The organism is Agrobacterium sp. 20P9.1.2 (genome assembly GCF_057799395.1).
This window is the reverse complement of sequence record NZ_JBYOKI010000002.1, coordinates 76,113-92,322: the sequence shown is the minus strand read 5'-3', so window position 1 is coordinate 92,322 and position 16,210 is coordinate 76,113. Positions and strand designations below refer to the sequence as shown.

Here is a 16,210-nt window from a genome sequence, read left to right as displayed (position 1 = left end):
GAGAGATCAGGATACAGCGGCGAACCGACCCAGCGCACCGCGCGCGAAGCACAATGGCTCTCCATCACGGTGGGCCGCGCGCAACACGCGACCGAGCAGGATAGAATGATCACCGCCATCATAGATCGATGCGCGTTCGCATTCGAAACGGCTGAGTGTCCCTGGAATAACGGGAACACCTTCGGGGTTCGCATCCCACTCAAACTCTTCGAAACCAAGTCCACCGCGTGTAAAGCGGCTGCTGAGATCGCCCTGATCTGCGGCAAGAACGTGGATTGCGAAATGCGTGGCACCAGCAAAGAGATCATGCCGGGACGAAGTCTTCGCCGGAGACCACAGGATCAAGGGCGGATCCAGCGACACCGAAGAGAAGCTGTTGACCGTCATGCCGATTGGCCCGACCGGCGTCTGGGCCGTTACGACTGTGATGCCTGTCGGGAAATTTCCAAGCGCAGTGCGAAAGCTGCGTGTATTGGCAGCATCCGGAACGAACCTGTGTTCATTGTGATTGTGCATGCTGGCAAGGGACGTCATCAGGGCACCTCGTGACCTTTTGCAAGCGTGTAGAGTTCAAACCATGTCTGTCGATCCATGACGACTTTGCTGGCCTGTGAAATCGTGACGATGCGCTGGAGATTGTTGGTCCCGAGCACGGGCAGAATCTTTGCCGGATGCCGAAGCAGCCAGGCGATGGCCACCGCGGCGCTGTCGACACCCTGATCCTGAGCGATTTTGCCCATGGCATCGGCCAACGCGCCGCCTGCGGTCATCAGCGCGCCGCCACCGAGCGGGGACCAAGCCATCACGGCGAGGTTTCGCTCTTGAAGATAAGCGAGATCGCCATTGGTGAAAGGTGACGTTTCAGCCAGGCTGAGTTCGATCTGGTTCGTCACCAGTTCGTTTTCCATGTGCGTCTGCAACAGGGAAAAGTCCCAGGGACGGAAATTCGAAACGCCGACACTGCGCACTTTACCGGAGGCGACCAGTTCATCGAGAGCCGCGCCGGTTTCATCCGGGTCCATCATTGGGTCAGGGCGATGGATCAAAAGCAGGTCGATGTGATCGGTCGCCATATCCCGCAGCGACGCCTCGACGGAAGCGTTGATGTGGTCTGCCGACGTATCGTAATGTTTGACGCGGGCGGCGGAATGCCGACCGGCTGGTGCGACTATGCCGCATTTCGTGACGATTTCGACCTTGTCGCGCAGCGATGGTGACGCCTTGAACGCTTCGCCAAGAATTGCTTCTGCGGTGTAGCCGCCATAGATATCGGCCTGATCGAGGGTCGTGATGCCCTGCGCAAGGCACGCTTCGATCTTGGCCTGAACGTGCTTCGCCGAGGTGTCCGTGTCATCGCCAATGCGCCACATGCCGTAGACGATGCGGCTGACAGACAGGTCGGAGGTAAGTTCGATGCGGTCCATTAGTGGCGTTCTCCAATTCCAAGGGGTGTTGCTGGTGTTGTTGCCGGCACGCGCCCGTGAATATGGGGCAGGGAACAGGTTTTCAACTGCGGCAAGACTTTGCGACCAAAATGTTCAGCCTCGTCCAGATGCGGGTAGCCTGAGAAGATGAAGGCGCGAATGCCCATCTTCTGGTAGTCTTCAATGGCGCTCATGACCTGATCGGTAGACCCGACCAAGGCGGCACCGCAGCCCGAGCGGGCACGTCCAATACCGGTCCACAGGTTTGGCTCGATATAGCCGAACTTGTCCGCCAGTTCGCGTGCTTTTGCCTGATGCGCAACGCCAAGCGAAATGCTGTCATGGGCACGGTTGCGGATGAGCTGGCCATATTCATCGTCGAGCTTTGAAACGAGATGCTCGGCATATTCCTTGGCTTCCTGTTCAGTGTCGCGGACGATCATGTGAACACGAAGGCCATAATCCAGCGTTCTGCCGTGAGCCTCTGCGCGGGCGTGAACGGCACGCATACGCTCGGCGAGTTGATCCTTCGTTTCCGGCCACATCAGGTAAACATCGCACTGCGCGCCACATAGTTCCAGAGCATCGGGCGAATAACCGCCGAAATAGAGCAGAGGGCCGCCATTTTGCTGATAGGGCCGTGCGGGTTCGGTCGAAACGCCCTTGAACTGATAGATTTCCCCATCATGGTCGATCGTATCGCGGGTCCACGCCTGACGCAGGATTTCCACGACTTCGTGACTGCGGCGGTAACGGAAAGCGCTGTCGGCGACTTCACCGGGAAAATCGGAACTGATGACATTCAGCGTCAAGCGACCCTTGAGCATGTGGTCGAGCGTGGCGATCGTACGGGCCAGCATGATGGGCTGCATTTCGCCACAGCGGATCGCAGCCAGCATGTTGATCTTGTCGGTAATCGGCGCGCAACCGGCAACGAAGCTCATTGTATCCTGTCCGACCTGATAGGAGGATGGACACAGAATATTGCGAAATCCAAGCTCTTCGGCTTTCTTGACGATGGCGGAGCAATGATCCCAGCTTGAGCGCAAGGACCCGTCGGGAATGCCGAGATAGGCGTAGTCATCGGAGCAGAGCGCTGAAAACCAGGACACTTCCGCAGCATCGAGATCAGCAGACGTTACAGGCACAATCGTCATGAAATCCTCCTCACAGGACGTTGCCCAATTAACTAACATCAGGTATTTAGTAAATCAATAATGTATCAATTATTTCTCCCGCGCATCGGAAGGCATTGAAAATGCGGAGTTCCAAAGGAAGTTTGCCAGTGTATCTCCAGATCGCCGAGACGCTGGTGCGAGATATAACGGCTGGCCGCCTGATCGATGGGGAGAAGCTTCCACCGGAGCGCGAGATGGCGACGACGCTGGGGATTGCGGTTGGAACGCTGCGAAAGACGCTGGCTGAACTCCATAGTCGCGGATTGCTGGAACGCATTCAGGGATCAGGTAACTACATCCGCGCCGTTACCGACCCCAAAAGCGTGTATGCCATGTTTCGCTTGGAATTGGTGGCGGGTGGCGGTTTTCCAACGGCAGAAATTCTGAGCGTCAGCCGCGAGGTCAAGCCTGCGGAGTTACCTGCCTTCGGTGCGTCTAAAGAAGGGCACCGCATTCGTCGGATCAGACGCATTGCGGGGCAGGCTGCGGCGATCGAAGAAATTTGGCTGGACGGATCCTACATCGAAAAGGTCGCCGCCGAAGATTTGTCAGAATCGCTCTATCTCTACTACCGCACGCGCTTGGGGCTATGGATCGCCAAAGCGGAAGACCACATAGGCCTCGGTCATGTACCGGAGTGGGCACCGGAGGCATTCGGCCCGAAAATCGGGCAGCCCCTTCCCCATATATTGCGCATCAGCCATTCCCATGAAGGTGCCATGGCCGAGGTTTCGCACACATGGTACGACCCGAATGTTGCCCGTTACGTCAATAGACTGAGGTAGGCGCTTGCGCGAATCTTCGACTAGACCGGCATGAATTTGCCTCATCTCGCGTTTTAAACGAAATCAAAATTCTCGTGTGAAATCAAAATGTAGATTTCAATTTTAAACAGAATAAATTAAATTGATACACCATTGATTTCCTTAAATCCTTGCGTATGCTCAATTTTAGAGGAGCCCGAAGCAACATCGCCGAGGGTTGGGTGATTGAGAATGGCATCAGTTAAGCTTACCAAGCTCGAAAAGAGTTATGGCGCTCTGCGCATCGTCAAAGGTATCGATCTGGAGATCAACGACGGGGAGTTCGTTGTTTTCGTTGGTCCTTCCGGCTGTGGAAAATCCACGACCCTGCGCATGGTCGCAGGTCTGGAAACAATCACGGGTGGTGAGGTGAAAATTGGCGACCGCGTCGTCAATCGTCTGGCCCCGCGTGAACGTGATATCGCCATGGTCTTTCAGGACTACGCGCTTTATCCGCACAAGACCGTGCGTGAAAATATGGGTTTCAGCCTGAAGGTGCGCGGTATCGCCGCTGGCGAGGCGGCGGCGCGGGTCGATGAAGCCGCCAATATGCTCGGCATCGCCCATCTTCTGGACCGACGGCCAGGACAGCTTTCGGGTGGTCAGCGCCAGCGCGTGGCCATGGGTCGCGCCATCGTGCGTCGCCCACAGGTGTTCCTGTTCGACGAGCCGCTGTCCAACCTTGATGCCAAACTGCGCGGGCAGGTCCGCACAGAGATCAAAAAGCTGCATCAGACTATCGGAACAACGATCATTTACGTCACGCACGATCAGGTCGAGGCCATGACGCTTGCGGATCGTATCGTCATTCTGCGCGGTGGTGAGATCGAGCAGGTCGGAACGCCGGATGAGGTTTATAACAAACCAGCCAGCGTTTTTGTCGGCGGCTTCGTTGGCTCACCAGCTATGAATTTCGCAAAAGCGCGTGTCGATGGCGGCAATCTGGTGTTTTCAAACGGCGATAGCCTGCCGATTTCGATGCTGCGCGCAGCCAGTCATGCGGGCTCTGTCGATGGTCGTAAATTCATCGTCGGCATTCGCCCAGAACATTTCAGCGCGGGCGCCTCTGAGGTCTCGTTGACCTGTCAGGTGCAGGTTGTCGAACCCCTTGGCTCCGACACTTTGGTCCATTTCGCCATTGGTGATGAAACCTTGACGGCGCGTATGCCACCGGAAACGCAAATCAAAGCTGGTGAAACATTGAGAATTGGGGTGGATCCCGCAAAAATCCACCTCTTCGATGCAGAGACTGAACGCGCAATTTAAACGAAAATTCCGTGCGGGGAGGATAGCGCCGCGCGAGACAGACCAAACGGGAGGAAATGACATAATGACTTTGACCAAACTCACCGGTGCACTCTTCTGCGGCACGATGCTGGCTTTCGCGATGCCAGCGGCAGCCGAGACGACACTGAGCGTTTATATCTCCAGCCAGCATCAGCCGCAGGTCTGGCGTCAGGCGCTCGATAAATACGAGGCTGCCAATCCTGACGTGAAGGTCAAGATCGAAACCGGTGGAAACACGTCGGAAGCGCAGGCGCAATATCTCAACACGGTGATGTCGGCAAAGGACACATCGCTCGACGTGCTGATCCTCGATGTCATCCGCCCGGCGCAATTTGCAGCCGCTGGCTGGACGAGCGATTTCGCCAATAAGGATATGTCGGTGTATCTGCCTGCCTATGCAGGTGCCAATACCGTCGATGGAAAAGTCATCGCGCTTCCGGCTTTTGCGGACTCGCAGTTCCTTTATTACCGAAAAGACCTTCTGGAAAAATACGGCATCCAGCCGCCCAAGACGTGGGACGAGCTGAAGGCCGCAGCCAAGAAGATTTCTGAAGGTGAGGGCAATGCCAATCTCCAGGGACTGTCCTTCCAGGGCAAAGCCATCGAAGGTGCGGTCTGCACATTCCTGCTGCCTTATTGGAGCCAGGGCAAAAATCTGACCGAAAACGGTAAGCTGACTTTCGACCGCGACGCGGCGATCAAGTCGCTGAGCCTCTGGAAAAGCTTCGTTGACGATGGCGTTTCCAAGAAAAACATCGCTGAAGTCGGCACGGACGATACCCGCAAGGAATTCCAGGCTGGTAACGCCATCTTCGCTGTCAATTGGTCCTATGCTTGGGCGCAGGCGCAGGGCAAAGAATCCGCCGTTGCCGACAAGGTCGGCGTTGCGCGTCTTCCTGCGGTAACCGGTGGAGAGCAGGCGACGTGCCTTGGTGGCTGGGAATGGGGCGTTTCGGCCTACTCTAAGCATCAGGATGAAGCCAAGAAACTGGTAGAATATCTGTCCTCACAGGACGTGTCCAAGTTCATGGCCATCAACGGCTCTCTGCTTCCAACCTATGCCGGTCTCTACAAGGATGCGGATGTCCTCAAGAGCGCGCCATGGTTTGCAGATGCCCTCGAGGTGGTCGAAACCGCCAAGCCGCGTCCGGTGACCCCGCGCTATAACGAGGTCAGCGAAGTCATCCGCACCACCGTCAACTCGGTCCTCGCAGGTGTTTCCACGCCGGAGCAGGGTGCTGATCAGATCGAAGCCCGCTTGAAGCGCATCTTGCGATAATACGGCTGGATCGCCTTCTTCCTGATTTAGGGGAGGGGCCTGCCCTCCAAATGCTCCGACCGCTGGAGGCGACGCATTGCATCGCCTCCAGCCCTTACAATGTCTCGGAACGAAACCATGGCAATGACAACCCCATTCAAAGCGGACGACAAACAGTCGGCACCCTCGCCAAGCTGGACGCGGTGGCTCGACCTGAGCGACCGTTCGCTGGCGGTCCTGCTTCTGGCGCCTGCGGCACTGCTTCTGGCGTTGATCATCGTCTATCCGGTATGCCGACTGATCTATACGAGCTTTTTCAGCCTTTCCCTGACGTCTGGGCTACCAGCGGCATTTGTGGGGTTTGAAAACTACCAGCTGATGATCGAAGATCCTGTGTTTTGGGAAACGACCTGGAACACCGTGCTGATCACCCTCATCACTGTGCCGGGCGCGTTGCTGGTCGGCCTAGGTCTGGCGCTGATGGCAAATCTTCCATTCGGCATGCAGTGGCCAGTTCGCCTGTCGCTGCTCATTCCGTGGGCGCTGCCGCTATCCTTTGCCGGACTGATCTTCGCGTGGTTCTTCCATTCCGAATATGGCGTCGTCAACGATGTTCTCAACCGGCTCGGCTTTGAAGGGATTATCTGGTTCAATTCGCCAAACTGGGCCTTTGCGGCCATCTGCCTGACAATCATCTGGAAGACATCATCCTTCATGGCGCTGATCATTCTGGCAGGCCTGCAGACCATTCCGCGCTCGCTTTACGAAGCTGCCGATGTTGATGGTGCAGGCAGACTGCGGCAGTTCTTCGAGATCACCCTGCCGCTGCTCAAGCCCTCCATCGTCGTGGCCCTGATTTTCCGTACCATCACGGCGCTTCAGACATTCGACATTCCCTACATGATGACGGGCGGCGGGCCGGGTACGTCTACTGCAACGCTTGCCATGTATATCCACCAGAACACCGTCTCGTTCCTCGATCTCGGCTACGGCTCCGCGCTTGCCGTCGTCATGTTCATACTGTCGATGTGTGTGACCGCCGTGTATCTGCGCATGATACGGACGAAGGAGTAGCAGCCATGAGCACAACGACAGCCTCCGGTTCGATGTCCTTCCTGTCCGGCAAGCCACTGCGTTTCATCGCCGCGGGCATTCTGCTCATCAACGGCATGTTTCCGGCGTTGTGGATCCTCTTTACCTCGCTGAAATCAGAAGCGGAGCTGACGGCCAAACCGATTACCTGGATACCGCACGCGCCGACGCTGCAGAACTATATGCAGGCCTTTTCCGACCAGCCTTTGCATATCTTTCTGTTCAACAGCTTCATGGTCGCGCTGCTATCGACAGCGCTGACCTTGCTTGTTTCAGTTCTCGCAGCCTATGCGCTGGCGCGGCTCAACCTCGCCTATCGCGGTTTGATCCTGTCGCTGATAATCGCAGTTTCCACTTTTCCACTGGTCACGCTGCTCGTGCCACTGTTTGAAATCATGCGGGCGCTCAATCTTCTCAACAGCTGGACTGCTCTCGTGCTGCCCTACACGGTGCTGAGCCTGCCGGTCTGCACGCTGATGCTCGTCTCGTTTTTCGAGGGCATTCCGCGCGATTTGGAAAACGCCGCCATGATCGATGGCTGCACGCGGCTGGGAGCTCTGTTCAAAGTCGTGGTGCCTCTCTGCGCACCCGGCGTATTTACCGCTGGTATTCTTGCCTTCGTCAATGCATGGGATGAATTCCTGCTGGCTTTGTCCTTTAACTCCAATCCCAGCTTGCGCACTCTACCCGTAGGCATTCAGCTGTATCAGGGCGAGTTCGCATTCCCCTGGCCGGTCATTTCCGCCGCCCTCGTCGTCGGCATCGTGCCGGTCGCCATTCTCATCGTCATCTTCCAGGAGCGTGTCGTCTCCGGCCTGACGGCGGGCGGCATCAAGGGATGAGTGCGTTTGCGCTGAGAACCAACTGATATCAAAGACTTTGAAAGACTGTGGAATGAAACTCGAGCAGACACCGACCGGCTTTACGCTGTCCCTGAATGGCCGGACGATCCTTGATCACAGCGATACATCACCTGCAATCTTTGTCGGTTACGGTGAAGAGCGCATGGACATGTATCGCGGTAATTTCGACATCGAAGATTATGTCATCGAGCGCCGTGGTCTCGCCCATGCCCGGATCGAAGGCAACCACGTCTTGCTATCCGACGCCGCAGGGCTTCCCGCTCGTCTCATCCTCAACGTCGTTGAAAACGCCATCGAGTTTGAAGCAACCGATCCAAAACTCAACCGCCTCTGGGTTCGTATCAAGGCCGATGAAGACGAACATGTCTGGGGTGGTGGCGAGCAGATGTCATATTTCGACATGCGCGGACGCCGTTTCCCGCTCTGGACATCCGAGCCCGGTGTCGGTCGCGATCCAACGAGTGAGATCACCTTCAAGGCCAATGTCAAAGACAGGGCAGGGGGCGATTACTTCAACACCAATTATCCGCAGCCGACTTATGTATCATCGGCGCTCTATGCCCTGCATGTGGACACAACTGCCTACTCGGTCTTTGACTTCCGGCAGAAAGCTTTTCATGAGATCGAGATATGGGCAATTCCTGACCGCCTCGAGTTCTTTGCTGCTCCAACATTCGTGGAACTGGTAGAAACGCTTTCCCTGCGCTTCGGAAGACAGCCGCCGCTGCCTGATTGGGTTTATAACGGCGCGATCATCGGCTTAAAGGATGGTGAAAATTCATTTGCTCGTCTCGACGTGATCCGTGATGCCGGGGTACAAGTCTCCGCCCTTTGGTGCGAGGATTGGGTCGGTCTGAGACAGACATCGTTTGGCTCACGGTTGTTCTGGGATTGGCAAGCCAACGAGACGCGCTATCCGGGTCTCCGTCTGAAGATCAGCGAGTTACACGAGAGCGGCATCCGCTTTATGGGCTATGTGAACCCGTATCTTTGCGTCGATGGACCGCTGTTCCAAGTTGCTGAAAAGGCAGACTATTTCGCAACGGATGAAGCGGGCAAAACCGCCGTCGTGGATTTCGGCGAATTCGATTGCGGTGTGGTCGATTTCACCAATGAAGCGGCGGCGGACTGGTTCGCAGAAGAGATCATCGGCAAGAACATGCTGGACTTTGGTCTTTCCGGCTGGATGGCGGATTTCGGCGAATATCTGCCGATCGATGTGCATCTGTCGAATGGGATCGATGCCAAGCTGATGCACAATGCCTGGCCGACATTATGGGCCGAGGTCAACGCCAAAGCGGTCGCGTCCCGCGATAAAACCGGCGACGCACTGTTCTTCATGCGCGCAGGCTTTACGGGCGTTCAGAAGCATTGCCCGCTTCTGTGGGGTGGTGACCAGTCGGTTGATTTCTCGCGCCACGATGGTCTCATCACCGTCATCTGCGGCGCATTGTCATCTGGCCTGCTGGGCAACGCCTACCACCACTCCGATATCGGAGGTTACACCAGCCTGTTCGGCAATGTCCGCACGCCGGAGCTTTTGATGCGCTGGGCCGAAATGGCGGCTTTCACCCCCGTCATGCGCACTCATGAAGGAAACCGTCCGCGCGAAAATGTTCAGATCGACCAAGACCCGGAAGTCCTGTCGCATTTTTCCCGGATGACGCGGATTTATCGACATCTTGCGCCCTATCTCAAGTCTTTATCGGTAGAGGCTGTGGAGCGGGGTCTACCTGTGCAACGCCCGCTTTTCCTGCATCACCAGCAGGACCGGCAAACCTACACCATTCAAGATAGCTACCTTTACGGTGCCGACATGCTTGTCGCGCCGGTGTGGCAAGCTGCGAAAGAAGAGCGCGCCGTCTATCTTCCTCAGGGCGAGCGCTGGGTACACGTCTGGACGGGCGAGGAATTTGCGGGCGGTGCAGAAATCCAGATCGCGGCACCGCTCGGTCAGCCGCCCGTTTTTTACAGAGCCGGTTGCGCGCAAGAGGCTCTGTTCGCGAGTCTGCGGGATATCTAAGGGCAAGCGCACTGGGCGACGCTGCTATAGCTGCATCGCCCAGATCGTGCCAATAACGTCAGCTTCAGGCCTTAAATCACCACGTCGCTGAAGGCGCGAATTTCGACGACGGCGCTTGCCGAACGCTCCAGCGCCTCGCGCATGTTGACCCTGGATACCAGTTCGGGATGCCGCACAAGATCGCTTTGCTCGATAGCACTGAAATCAAGGCCTGTCCTCACCGCGAGGTCTTCCAGTGTAACCTGATAGAGCCGGAACGGATCGAGATCGAGCGTTTCGAGGTCGTTGAGAAGGTTCTCCTGCGAGAGAACGAAGCTCGCGCAGCGCAGTTTTCCGTCTGTGCCGACATAACCGATGGCTTTCCAGAAGGCCCGCGGAATCTGCGCGCCGCGGTAGGGAATGTCATCATCGCCAAAAATCGGCCCGCCCTGCACCGAAAGCCGGATGTCCTGAAGTTCCGCTTGCTCAAAGATGAGGTTTTCGAGACCGCCCCACAGGCCCTTGCGGGAGGACTGGTTGTAACGCTCATGCTGAGGCGCAATGTTCGTGAAGTAAAAGGAGTCGCTGTTTGCCTGTCTGGCCTCGGCAACAGAGCCCCAGCATAAATCCGCGCGCCGGGCGATATGGCCACGGTCTATACGGTTGTCTACGTAGAACTCATCGCCAAGCTGGTGCTTTGCATCGATGCGAGGATCCAGCGAGAAACCTTTTCTCGGCAACTTTACCATTTTGGCGCCATCGATGTTCCAGGCGACATAGCGTGCCATGCGGCGCTTGGAACTGAGGCACACAGAGAAATGCGTATAGGGTATGCTCTGACCGCGACCGAAATTGACGGCATCGCGTTTTAGCGAAGTGGACAATCCCGGTTCTGGGAAGGCAAGGCCAAGAAAATCAGCGTCATAGCCAGAGCGTGGCACAGCCGTTTCCATGCCCTCGCTGGCATCGGCGCCGTCGGTTTCCGGCTCCAGAATGAAGTCCAGTTTCTTCTGAACCGATGCAGGATAGCACGCCAGCGCATGTTCATCCGCAACGCCATCACTCTCGCCAGCGAAATGAAGTCCAGCGAAGATATCGGTTGCTTTGCCCTTGTCGAAAATAAGCCATGCGGCGCCTGAATCTCCACCCTTGCTGATTTCGCCGTCATCTGGCAACGCATCCGGGTCGGGGCCGATCTCGAAGCAGCCTATTGCCTGTTCTCCCGCTGGCGAGCCATAATTGATTTTGGCCATGACATCGACGCGGCGAACAATTCCTTGGGTGTTTGCTGTGGTGCGTCCAGACTTGATGACCTTGTCACCCAACGAAACCCGCGCCATGCGCGTCGGAACAACATCCAGTGCATAGACGGATCGATCATAGTCTCGAAGGCGGATGCGAGCGAGCGCGCAATCTCCGGCGGCACCCAGATGGCTTCGCAACAACTGTCCCACACCGTTTTGCGATGTGTTGTTGTCGTCATAGGAGCCGGGTTGGACAATCGTGTCACCGATACGACCCATGTTTCCGTGAAGCACATGCCAGTTCGATAGAATGCAAGGCGTGCCAGTAGACCGGTCAAACACGATGAGTCCAATCGTGCCAGCCGTTTCCGCGATGTGAGAAACACTGACGCCCGGTCTTATCGGGTTGATACGCTGTTTGCGCAGATCAATCTGCTCCGGTTCGACGAGCTTGTAAGACGGAGCATAGGATCGCTCGATGACATCCGTCGGTACAGCTGTGCCATCGACATCGATTGTTTCAGGCACGCGGGTCGTTGACAGGGACTCGAGCGCCGACTCCCCTTTTTGTCTGACGGTAAATTGCAGGCAGATAGGCCCATTGCCGTTTTTCAGACCAATACCGACTGAGGTTATGTTTGGATCGTTTAGATAATCAGCACCCTTGGCCCGAATAAAGCGGCGCAAATCGTCTTCACTGACATTGGCAGATTTGGCACGCCCGGTTGTCTTTCGAACCATGTCACCCCTCCAAACAAAGCCGAATTCCGGCTTCGAGACCGATCCTAATATATATATACTGATGATTGAAGTTAGAGGCCGTTTATGACCATCTAATGACGTTAATCACCAGCATTGATTGCGAGGTGTTCAGTTTTGCCGGAATTCATGAGTGTCCAGTATCTTTTACTCGATCCGCACGCCGGTATCCGCATCGAACAAATGGATATGTTCCTGCGCGAAATCCAGACCGATCGTCTGACCGCCGCTTATCGGAACGCGTCCGTTGACCACCACGACACATTCGGGCGTCGTTGCGGTGGTGACGTAGGTTGTTGAGCCGGTCGATTCCACCATCGCAACCGGCACGTTTAGCGCGCCTGCCGTGTTGTCAGAGATCGTCAGATGCTCTGGTCTCAAGCCCAGCACAAGTTTGCGATTGGCAGGAATGCTGCGATCCAGACTGATCGTCTGTGGCTCACCAAGCTCCAGAACGAGTGTTTTACCATCCGCTCCCGCCGTCGCCGGAATGAAGTTCATGGCAGGCGAACCAATGAAGCCTGCAACGAAGCGGTTCACTGGTCGGTCATAGAGATCGAGCGGTCGCCCCTGCTGTTCGATCACGCCCTGGCGCATCACGACCACATGGTCGGCCATCGTCATGGCTTCGATCTGGTCATGCGTGACGTAGACCGATGTCGCACCCAGCCGGTCATGCAGCGCCCGGATTTCCTTGCGCATATGGACGCGCAGGGCGGCATCGAGATTGGAGAGGGGCTCATCGAACAGGAAGGCCTTTGGGTTGCGGATGATGGCGCGGCTCATAGCGACGCGCTGACGCTGCCCGCCGGAGAGTTCGCGCGGATAACGATGCAGCAGGTCCGACAGGCCGGTAATAGCCGCCACATCCTCTGCCGCTTTTCTGGCTTCTGCCTTTTTGGTCCCGCGAATGCGCAGGCTGTAGGTCAGATTTTCCTCGACGGTCATGTGCGGATAAAGCGCATAGGACTGGAACACCATGGCCAGATCGCGTTTGCGTGGCGGCACGTTGTTCATGCGCTCCCCAGCAATCACGAGATCGCCCGCTGAGATCGATTCAAGTCCTGCAAGTGAGCGCAAAAGCGTAGACTTGCCGCAGCCGGACGGTCCCACCAGCGCGACAAAGGCACCCTTGCGAATGGTGAGGTCAATGTCCTTCAGCGCATGATAGGCACCGTAATATTTGTTGACGCCTGACAATTCGATTTGATTGGTCATTTGAGAGCTCCCGATGTGAGGCCGGAAACGATGCGGCGCTGCAAGAGGACAAAGATGGCAAGGATCGGGGTCACATACATGGTCGCATAGGCCATGATGTTGTTCCATTCGCTGGTGTTTGGACCCATGAAGGAGTTGAGGCCGACGCTTGCGGGCTGCAACTCGACATTCTGGATCATCGACTTGGAATAGACGAACTCTCCGAAAGCCTGCATGAAGATGAGGATGGCGCTGACGAGGATGCCGTTGCGGGCCAGTGGTAGCACGATGTTGAAGAAAGCACCGATGCGGGAGTTGCCATCGACCAGCGCAGCCTCCTCAAGCTCCATCGGCACGGCCATGAAGGTGGCTCGAACCAGCACGACGAAGAAGGGCATGCTTTTTGCCGCAATTGCCAGAATGACGGCAAAGCGGGGATAATCCAGCAAACCGACCTGCGAGAAGCCGACGAAGATCGGTGTGATCATCAAGGATGCCGGAAGAACCTGCAGCATCAGGATAAGGAAAAGCCCGATGTCCACCCAGCCGTTGCGATAACGGGCCAGAACATAGGCGCAGCCGGTGCCGAGAACGGCAATCAGCGCCACCGACCCGAAGGCGATCAGCGTCGAGTTCCAGAGATAACGCCCCATGTTCCGGCTTTCCCAGACATAGACGAAGGTGTTCCATTGTGCTGTCGACGGCCAGAAGCTGGGCGGGCTGGCAAACATCTCGGAGCCGGTTTTCAGTGCGGTGATGTACATCCAGTAGAGCGGAAAGAGATAGATAGCTGCCATGATGATGGCGATAGCAAGCATCATGCGATTTCTGCTGGTATCGCTCATCCGCGCACCTCATGACGTGTCGAGCGCACATAGACGATGGCCGCGAACATCACGAAGACGGTCATGATGACGGAGATCGTCGCGCCCTTGCCAAAGTCATATTGCCGGAAGGAAAGGTCCCATGCCCAATATTGGGCAACATTGGAGGAGTTGTTCGGTCCTCCATCAGTGATGGCGGCGAAGAGATCGAACTGTTGCAGCGTGAAGATCAGCCCGAGCGAAATTATCGCACCGATGGTGGAGCGCATCATCGGCAGCGTGATCGTCCAGAAGCGCTGCCAGGCATTAGCACCATCGAGTTCCGCAGCCTCGTATAGATCATCGGGAATGGACGATAGGCCAACGGATAGCAGGATCATGTTGAATGAGGTGCCCAGCCAGATATTGGCAAGGATGACGGCCCAGAGGGAGAAATGCGGATCTGATCGCCAGAAGATATTGCTGTCGATCAGGCCGCTTTCGCGCAGGAAGAAATTCAGAACGCCGAAATCACCCGACAATATCCAGTTCCAGATTGCGCCAACCACCAGGCCGGGCATGACCCAGGACACCAGAAACAGTCCGCGCAGCCATGAAGAGCCGGGAAAGTTGATCCAGAAAAACAGCGCAAGGCCGAAGCCGACGAGAAACTGCCCGGCGATGGAGCCGGCAACGAAAATGACGGTGTTGTAGAGAATGGGCAGCGTTTCAGGCTGTTTGAAAAGATCGATATAATTCTTGAAGCCGACAAAGGGGCGGATGATGCTTCCCAGGCTGAACATGTCCACTTCCTGAAAGCTCATCAGAATATTGTAGAGCAGTGGCAGGCCCGCGAGAATGAAGAGGAAGGCGAAGGGAACGCCGACCAGACCGATGTCGAAGCCGCGCCCATCCGTGATGCTGGAAAGTATCCTTTTCATGGAAACCTCATGAGAGCCTGCTTTGAGCTGCCCAATGCCGAAGCATCAGACAGCTCGCCGCGGGAGGAAAAGCTGGATGGCACGCGTGCCATCGGTTTTCGAGAAAGGGCGTAAGCCTCAACCTTCGATGAGCTTGATCTTTTCGGCAGCTTGATCGAGTGCTGCCTTTGGCTCCATCTGGCCGGTCAGCGCCGCCTGAATGGCATCCTGAATAGCCTTCGAAATCTTCGGCCATTCCGGCGAAGGGCCGCGTGGCTTGGCATATTTCAGCTGCTCTACGAAGGTCTTTAGAGCCGCATCTTTCAGCGCATTGCCGGTTGGCGGGATCGGCACGTCAGAGCGAGCGGGGATCTGGCCGAAATCCTTATACATCGTGACATCCTTGGAGGCGAAGAACTCAAGCACTTTGAACGCCTCTTCAGGATGTTTGGTATTGGAGAAAATCGCCCAGTTGTAATCGCCCATGGCGGAAGAGCGCTCGGCTCCCTGCTGTGGCACCGGCAACAAAGCCGTTCCCCAGTCGAATTTTGCATCCGTCAACATGCGGTCGATTTCCCATGGGCCGGAAATGGCCATGGCGGCATTCCCCGCGTTGAATGTTGCCGTGGAATCCCACTGGCTGCGCGTCAGCGTATCGGGAGAAGTCATCTTGCCATCCAGCAATTGCTTCCAGATCGTCAATGCGCGAACCGCACCATCGCTGTTGATAGACTTGTAAGTCGCGCCCCCCATTTGTGCCCAGGGCAGGAACTGGAAGGTGCCTTCCTCGTTGGCCTTGGCCGAGAAGGTAATGCCGTAGACATTCTTGGATGGGTCGGTCAGCTTCTTGGCCGTTTCCAGCAGCTCATCCCAGGTCTGCGGCGGCTTTTCCGGGTCAAGCCCAGCGGCCTTGAACAAATCCTTGTTGTAATAGAGCGCTATCGTATTCGTGGCTTTCGGCACACCGTAATATTTTCCGTCCCATGTGGCGGAGGCGAGCGGGCCGGGGAAATAATTCTCGGGCTTGATAACCGTCGATTTGGCAATCATGTCGGTCAGATCGACAAAAGCTTTTCGCGATGCGAACATGGCATGGTTTGGGTTGTCGATAGTGATGATATCAGGCGCGTTGCCGGTCGAGTAGGCGCGCATCGCTTCGCTCACCACATCATCGAACTGTATCTGGCGATACTCGATCTGGATGCCGTTCTTTTGCGCGTTGAATTCCTTGATGAGGTTCGGCGCTGGCTGAATGTCGCGGTCGAGCGACCACAGCGTCAACTTCACATCCTCTGCCTGCGCGCTTATGCCGAAGAGTGAAACGCTCGTTGCAAGCGCGGTTGCTATGGCAATCGTGTAATTGCGGATACCCATGTTCTC

Annotated in this window: 14 protein-coding genes; 6 read left to right on the top strand and 8 right to left on the bottom strand. The window is 56.3% G+C overall.

Annotated elements, in window-relative coordinates:
* Window positions 1–6: 6 nt before the first annotated feature.
* Genes AC27VJ_RS06290 through AC27VJ_RS06280 form a run of 3 tightly spaced genes read right to left on the bottom strand, consistent with a single transcriptional unit; the run spans window position 7 to window position 2,581 of the window.
* Entirely contained in the window at window positions 7–534 is a 528-nt protein-coding gene (locus AC27VJ_RS06290) for a flavin reductase family protein (RefSeq protein WP_488683267.1), read from the bottom strand.
* On the bottom strand, window positions 534–1,424 hold the full coding sequence (locus tag AC27VJ_RS06285) for an aldo/keto reductase (RefSeq protein ID WP_488683266.1): 891 nt from the start codon (window positions 1,422–1,424) through the stop codon (window positions 534–536). The genes AC27VJ_RS06290 and AC27VJ_RS06285 overlap by 1 nt, the downstream gene beginning before the upstream one ends.
* Window positions 1,424–2,581 carry an LLM class flavin-dependent oxidoreductase gene (locus AC27VJ_RS06280; RefSeq protein ID WP_488683265.1) on the bottom strand — a complete coding sequence of 386 codons (1,158 nt, stop codon included), beginning with the start codon at window positions 2,579–2,581 and terminating at the stop codon, window positions 1,424–1,426. Before AC27VJ_RS06280 ends, AC27VJ_RS06285 begins: the two co-directional genes overlap by 1 nt.
* 101 nt (window positions 2,582–2,682) lie before the next feature.
* Here AC27VJ_RS06280 and AC27VJ_RS06275 point away from each other — a divergent pair, with 101 nt between their 5' ends.
* The 6 genes from AC27VJ_RS06275 (at window position 2,683) to AC27VJ_RS06250 (ending at window position 9,928) form a co-directional block, all read left to right on the top strand.
* Window positions 2,683–3,387 carry a GntR family transcriptional regulator gene (locus AC27VJ_RS06275; RefSeq protein WP_488683264.1) on the top strand — a complete coding sequence of 235 codons (705 nt, stop codon included), beginning with the start codon at window positions 2,683–2,685 and terminating at the stop codon, window positions 3,385–3,387.
* Window positions 3,388–3,597: 210 nt separating this feature from the next.
* Window positions 3,598–4,671: an ABC transporter ATP-binding protein gene (locus tag AC27VJ_RS06270; protein ID WP_488683263.1), complete on the top strand. Its 1,074-nt coding sequence runs from the start codon at window positions 3,598–3,600 to the stop codon at window positions 4,669–4,671.
* Between the two features lie 64 nt (window positions 4,672–4,735).
* Window positions 4,736–5,971, top strand: a complete 1,236-nt coding sequence (locus AC27VJ_RS06265) for an ABC transporter substrate-binding protein (RefSeq protein WP_488683262.1) — start codon at window positions 4,736–4,738, stop codon at window positions 5,969–5,971.
* 117 nt (window positions 5,972–6,088) lie between these two features.
* Window positions 6,089–7,024, top strand: a complete 936-nt coding sequence (locus tag AC27VJ_RS06260; RefSeq protein WP_353577648.1) for a carbohydrate ABC transporter permease — start codon at window positions 6,089–6,091, stop codon at window positions 7,022–7,024.
* Between the two features lie 5 nt (window positions 7,025–7,029).
* Window positions 7,030–7,884: a carbohydrate ABC transporter permease gene (locus tag AC27VJ_RS06255; protein WP_113085769.1), complete on the top strand. Its 855-nt coding sequence runs from the start codon at window positions 7,030–7,032 to the stop codon at window positions 7,882–7,884.
* Between the two features lie 52 nt (window positions 7,885–7,936).
* Complete coding sequence (locus tag AC27VJ_RS06250) at window positions 7,937–9,928, top strand: alpha-glucosidase (RefSeq protein WP_488683261.1); 1,992 nt, start codon at window positions 7,937–7,939, stop codon at window positions 9,926–9,928.
* A 71-nt stretch (window positions 9,929–9,999) separates the two neighbouring features.
* Here AC27VJ_RS06250 and AC27VJ_RS06245 read toward each other — a convergent pair whose 3' ends face one another.
* The 5 genes from AC27VJ_RS06245 to AC27VJ_RS06225 form a co-directional block, all read right to left on the bottom strand.
* Entirely contained in the window at window positions 10,000–11,892 is a 1,893-nt protein-coding gene (locus AC27VJ_RS06245; RefSeq protein WP_488683260.1) for a DNA/RNA non-specific endonuclease, read from the bottom strand.
* Between the two features lie 165 nt (window positions 11,893–12,057).
* The gene (locus AC27VJ_RS06240; RefSeq protein WP_488683259.1) at window positions 12,058–13,128 is read right to left on the bottom strand and encodes an ABC transporter ATP-binding protein; all 1,071 of its coding nucleotides are present in this window, start codon (window positions 13,126–13,128) and stop codon (window positions 12,058–12,060) included.
* Window positions 13,125–13,952, bottom strand: coding sequence for a carbohydrate ABC transporter permease (locus AC27VJ_RS06235; protein ID WP_113085773.1), 828 nt, complete (start codon window positions 13,950–13,952; stop codon window positions 13,125–13,127). Before AC27VJ_RS06235 ends, AC27VJ_RS06240 begins: the two co-directional genes overlap by 4 nt.
* Window positions 13,949–14,851, bottom strand: a complete 903-nt coding sequence (locus AC27VJ_RS06230; RefSeq protein WP_488683258.1) for a carbohydrate ABC transporter permease — start codon at window positions 14,849–14,851, stop codon at window positions 13,949–13,951. The genes AC27VJ_RS06235 and AC27VJ_RS06230 overlap by 4 nt, the downstream gene beginning before the upstream one ends.
* A 117-nt stretch (window positions 14,852–14,968) precedes the next feature.
* On the bottom strand, window positions 14,969–16,204 hold the full coding sequence (locus tag AC27VJ_RS06225; RefSeq protein ID WP_488683257.1) for an ABC transporter substrate-binding protein: 1,236 nt from the start codon (window positions 16,202–16,204) through the stop codon (window positions 14,969–14,971).
* Between the last annotated feature and the right edge of the window lie 6 nt (window positions 16,205–16,210).